The sequence below is a fragment of the Psychrobacter sp. UBA2514 genome (assembly GCF_002341255.1).
Lineage (GTDB): Bacteria > Pseudomonadota > Gammaproteobacteria > Pseudomonadales > Moraxellaceae > Psychrobacter > Psychrobacter pacificensis.
In genome coordinates this window covers 750-5,992 of record NZ_DDNS01000001.1, presented here as the reverse complement: position 1 = coordinate 5,992, position 5,243 = coordinate 750, and the positions used below count along the sequence as shown (strand labels likewise).

Annotated in this window: 4 protein-coding genes and 1 pseudogene; 3 read left to right on the top strand and 2 right to left on the bottom strand. The window is 44.2% G+C overall.

Going from position 1 to position 5,243, the window contains the following annotated elements; all coding sequences use genetic code 11:
- Positions 1–44: 44 nt before the first annotated feature.
- Positions 45–1,256, bottom strand: a complete 1,212-nt coding sequence (locus B3V51_RS00035; RefSeq protein WP_286707733.1) for an OmpP1/FadL family transporter — start codon at positions 1,254–1,256, stop codon at positions 45–47.
- Positions 1,257–1,474: 218 nt separating this feature from the next.
- Positions 1,475–1,732, bottom strand: a complete 258-nt coding sequence (locus B3V51_RS00030; RefSeq protein ID WP_058024131.1) for a SlyX family protein — start codon at positions 1,730–1,732, stop codon at positions 1,475–1,477.
- Between the two features lie 240 nt (positions 1,733–1,972).
- Here B3V51_RS00030 and B3V51_RS00025 point away from each other — a divergent pair, with 240 nt between their 5' ends.
- The 3 genes and pseudogenes from B3V51_RS00025 to B3V51_RS00015 all read left to right on the top strand — a co-directional run.
- A complete protein-coding gene (locus B3V51_RS00025; RefSeq protein ID WP_286707732.1) occupies positions 1,973–3,913 on the top strand; it encodes an ATP-binding cassette domain-containing protein in 1,941 nt (646 codons plus the stop codon).
- Between the two features lie 523 nt (positions 3,914–4,436).
- Positions 4,437–5,021: a ubiquinol-cytochrome c reductase iron-sulfur subunit gene (gene petA / locus B3V51_RS00020; RefSeq protein ID WP_071001278.1), complete on the top strand. Its 585-nt coding sequence runs from the start codon at positions 4,437–4,439 to the stop codon at positions 5,019–5,021.
- A 22-nt stretch (positions 5,022–5,043) separates the two neighbouring features.
- Positions 5,044–5,243, top strand: a pseudogene (locus tag B3V51_RS00015) (cytochrome b); the annotation flags it as partial.

The following is a 5,243-nucleotide window of genomic DNA, read 5'->3' as shown; positions in this document are numbered from 1 at the left end:
ATGACTTTTGCAAGAGGTCTAGTATCACATAATTTATTTGTGATTTATTGAGCTTGGTAAGATACCTTTACACCCAATACAAAACCATCGTTACTTTCGAAATCACTAACGATCGTCTTAGTTGGGATTTGACCTTTGGCATCACCGAACCATAAGTATTTACCACCAGCAGATATCGCCCAGTTTTCGGTCACATTATATTTCGCGCCAAGACCAGCGCTATAATAGCCTTCGATAGGGCCTAATGAGGTGACTGGGTCACCTGCACCACTGTCCCAACCAACAGTACCACTGATAGCAAGTGCTGGCGCGACACGCTTAGCCAATCCTAGCTCTACTTGCCATTGGTCGTCATCATAGCTAACTAACGCTAACCCCTTATCATCCTGAGTCGAAATCTTGCTAACATCGTTATATAGTGATGGTACGATAGCAAAATCACTCCATGGTACCCAACGTACTTTTGCAGTCGCTAGGGTTGTAGGGTTGATGCCAGTTTGAAAATCAAAGTTCACTGATTCAGGCGTAGTTATTTCAATGCTATCAACTCTGTTTGTTGACAGGCCAAGTGCAGAAACCACAGGAGCTGGTATAAGACCAGAACCTACAACAGGATAAATTTCAGATGCTTGAGCGTTATGTTCGATTTCCGATCGGTATGTTAATGATGCTTTTAACGCAATTTCAGGCTTGCTATAAGCTACGCCTGCGATATAACCGTAATCTTGATCAGCATTAATATTCGTAGTGTAACCGTTCGCAGCTTCATAAGCAGGACCGCGTAGCTTTACATCTGCTTTTACGCGCTGAGCAACTGGGCCACCATATACTTGAAAGTTTTTATTTTGACCAAATTTCGCACCAAGGATACCAGTAATACTCTCTGTACGTACTTCTACGTTAGTACCCTCACCGTTTGCATTTACAAAGTTATTATCACCAGTATAGTCAGCGGCTGCGCCAAAAGGCTCATCATATAAGACGCCAACACTAAACGTGTCGTTAATGTCTGTTTTTACTCCATAACGGAAAAAGTCATAAGACTCTGCGATATCATCAATCTTATTACCTGAAGTATCTTTACCCGTCACGTCCGCATCGATATAGGTATAGACAGCTTCAGCATAAGTGCCATCTTGTAGGAATGCGGTGACATCTTGACCTGAGCGATCAAGACCAGCAGCACTAGCAGCGCTAGCGACAGATAGAGCAGCAACAGCTACTGCAAGAGTTTTTAAGTGAAAGGTGGCGCGCATTTTACATCTCCAAACATCCGCATTGTTTTACTGCTTTACTTAATTTTCTTAAGTAAGCAGCATCCGAGGTGGAAGATAGTAAAGATTTTTTAACACTAAAACAACTGCCAAAATACATTATTTCCATATTATGACTATTAAGTCACCAAAGGGTACCTTTATCTAAAAATACACATATTGCGACCATTTACTACTGGTTATCTTACTTGCTATTATTTTTAATAATGTGGTGGTCTATCCGCCATCACATCAAATGGGGCAATACCACTTTCTGGGTCTTGATTTTCTATTTGCTTATAAATCAGTTGTAGCTGACGCTGTAATGTCTGAATATCTTTATCTTGACGTGCGATCACCTCATCAAGCCTTTCTACTGTAATCTCAAGGTGGGCTACGTTCATTTGCAGATCAATTACTTGGGTTTGCAAGTCGTCTTGTATGCTCGCAGCAGCATCTTTGTTATTAGATTGATTCATATTTTTCTCTAAAGTATCGTAAATATAAGGCTGAAAGGTTTAGTAAGTAAAATAGGTGACAAAACCTAAGTGGCATCATTAAACCCATCATGCTAATCAAAAAATAGCCACTATGAATAACAGCTATAAATAGTACTGATAAAACGATTTACTCGCACTACAGTTGCGCGGTGGCATGTTATACTGCTGGCAATTTTGCAACAACCCCTACCTCACTATTATATAAGCTTAAGATACTCTATGGCACTGATTCATTTAAAAGACATTCACTTAGCGTTTGGCGTCGCGCCTGTTCTTGATGGTATTGATTTTTCTATCAATTCAGGCGAGCGTGTGTGTTTGATTGGCCGCAATGGCGAAGGTAAATCCACCTTATTCAAACTGATTAATGGCTCATTGCAGCCAGATAGTGGTGAGATCATCACCAACAGCAGTATGCGTGTTGCGATGCTTGAGCAAGACGTCCCCGAGTCGAGCGGACGCATACTCGATATCGTCATGGGCGGTAGCCGCCGCACAGCTGAGCTGCTGATCAATTATAATAAGCAAGTGGAGATGTGCGCCAATGGCGACATGGACGCTTGCGAGCACATGGCGACCTTGCAGCATGATATCGACGCCGTCCATGGCTGGGACTTAGAGCGCGATGCCACCCGTCTGATCACCACCATGGGGCTTGATCCAGAAGATGATTTGTCATCACTCTCTGGTGGTCGTAAGCGCCGCGTATTACTTGCTCGTGCGTTAGTAACCAAGCCTGATGTGCTCTTACTCGATGAGCCAACCAACCATTTGGACGTTGAAAGTATCGAATGGCTAGAGCGCTTTTTGCTTGACTGGCAAGGTCTAACTCTACTGTTTGTCACCCACGATAGAGCATTCGTTGATAAGCTTGCGACTCGTATTGTAGAGCTTGACCGTGGTCAATTGACCAGCTATGACGTCACTCAAGGCGCCAAAGGCTACGCCCGCTACCAAGAGCTAAAAGAGCTACAATTACAGGCTGAAGAAAAGAACAACGCCAACTTTGATAAAAAACTGGCGCAAGAAGAAGTCTGGATTCGCCAAGGTATCAAAGCTCGCCGTACCCGTAACGAAGGCCGCGTCCGTGAACTAAAAGCATTGCGTGAAGAGCGCCGCGAACGCCGTGAGCAAGTGGGTAATGTAAACATCACGATGGGTCAAGGCGAAAAAAGCGGCAAGCTCGTTTGTAAAGTCAAAAACCTGCACCTTGAATATGAGGGTAATGTACTGGTTGACAACTTTACGACCACTATTATGCGCGGCGACAAAATCGGTATTGTCGGCCCTAACGGTGCTGGTAAAACCACCCTTATCAAAGCCCTACTCGATATGTCGGATGACGAGGTCACTAAGACCGGCAGCGTCAAACTTGGCACCAATTTGCAAATTGCCTTTTTTGATCAGCTGCGTGATCAGCTAGATCTTGAAGCCAGCGTCGCGCAAAACGTCTCAGAGGGCTCAGATTTTGTCGAAGTGGGCGGCCGAAAAACCCATATCATGAGCTATTTGCAAGACTTCTTATTTGCGCCGGAGCGCGCGCGTACACCTGTCAAAGCCTTATCAGGTGGTGAGCGCAACCGCGTATTACTTGCCAAGCAATTATTAAAACCTGCCAACATATTAGTGCTTGATGAGCCGACCAACGATTTGGATATGGCCACCCTTGAGCTATTAGAAGAGTCGGTCAGCAGCTTTAACGGTACCATCTTGCTGATCAGTCATGACCGCTCATTTATGGACAATGTGGTCACCTCCACTTGGGTATTTGATACGGATGAAAATGGCAATGGCATCGTCAAAGAGTATGTCGGCGGTTATCAAGAGTACTTGATACAAAAAAACCGCGAGGAAGCCGCGCGCGCCGCAAAAGCACCCGTTAGCAATACTAAAGCGTCAAAATCAGCCAATAAAGCTGACGCTGGGAAGCCAAATAAAGCCGCCAAAAAGCTCAACTTCAATGAGCAGCGCGAGCTAGATAGCTTACCCAAAGAAATCGCCGCACTCGAAGCCGAACAAACTCAACTACAAGAAAAATTGGCTGATGGCTCTTGGTTTAATACCGACTTTGATGCCGCGACAGCCGCAAGTGAGCGCTTGTTGGCCATCGAAGATGAAATGATGAGTAAGCTTGAGCGTTGGAGCGAGCTTGAAGGCTAATAATGGCACTACTCTAGCCACATTTATTAGAATATCGCATATGTACTTTGCATTGCGTATTTCGATAAACAAGTTTCTGATAGTCTGATAAAGCATTATTAACTATTCTGAAAGCATCACCACTTTATTATATAGAGTGGTGATATTCGTTTTATGACGTTTTATCCAGTAGTGAGATGGTGAAAGTTAGTGAACATTTTCGTAATTTCAAGTATCATTCGCTATTGCTGAAAAATCCTTATTAATTATAAGGTCATGACATTTACAATCCCTATAAAAGCAAAGTTGGCGTTAAACATTGATAATCCGACTGTTTTAATATGGTTGTCATATTCAACCCCCTAATATGCCCTATTAAGGTTGCTTTATTTTTAACGCAATAATTTATTTTATCACCGAAATAGCTTAGAATAGTAACAATTAGCAAAATTAGGCACAGCTAAAGTGGCTTGATATTGTATATTTTCTAAGCCACAAACCCAGTGTGGGATAATCCCATTTCATTCACCTGGAGGAAGTATTAATGAGCCAAGCCGAAGGCGTTAATGTACAACGCCGTAGAGTTCTTATTGCCTCAACTGCCGCGATTGGTGCAGCTGGGGTAGCTGCCGTGGCGACACCTTTTGTCCGTTCTTGGTACCCAAGCGCTAAAGCTGAGGCTGCAGGGGCTGCAGTAACCCAAGATATTGGTGCTATCGAAGATGGACAAATGATTGTTGTCAAATACCGTGGCAAACCTATTTATGTCGTTAAACGCACAGAAGACATGGTCGCAGGACTAGAATCAGTTACGCCTTTATTATCTGATCCTGAGTCTGATGCGTCTCTACAGCCAGAATATTGCAAAAACCCTACTCGCTCGATAGAACCAACCGTATTGGTTGTGGAAGGCGTTTGTACTCATTTAGGCTGTGCACCAAACTACCGTCCTGATGTGGGCGCGGTGGATTTAGGTGGCAATGATTGGTACGGCGGGTTTTTCTGTCCGTGCCACGGGTCAAAATATGACTTAGCAGGCCGCGTATATAGTGGCGTTCCTGCACCGCTTAATTTACCCGTTCCAGAATATGGTATGGATGGTACCATTTTGACGGTTGGGGAGGCTTAACATGAGTATAGGTAAAAAGTTAATGCACTGGGTGGACGCGCGTTTTCCAGCGACTGAAACCTACGAATACCACATGTCAAAGTACTACGCACCAAAGAACTTTAACTTTTGGTACTTCTTTGGCGTATTGTCAATGATCGTATTGGTCAACCAGTTGGTGACCGGTATCTGGCTGACGATGAACTACACCCCGACCGCCGAGGGCGCCTTCGCCTCCGTCGA

What these genes read in the sequence shown, in the direction of transcription:
- B3V51_RS00035 (WP_286707733.1), bottom strand. Translation starts at nt 1,256, where the DNA reads ATGCGCGCCACCTTTCACTTAAAAACTCTTGCAGTAGCTGTTGCTGCT.
- B3V51_RS00030 (WP_058024131.1), bottom strand. Translation starts at nt 1,732, where the DNA reads ATGAATCAATCTAATAACAAAGATGCTGCTGCGAGCATACAAGACGAC.
- B3V51_RS00025 (WP_286707732.1), top strand. Translation starts at nt 1,973, where the DNA reads ATGGCACTGATTCATTTAAAAGACATTCACTTAGCGTTTGGCGTCGCG.
- petA (WP_071001278.1), top strand. Translation starts at nt 4,437, where the DNA reads ATGAGCCAAGCCGAAGGCGTTAATGTACAACGCCGTAGAGTTCTTATT.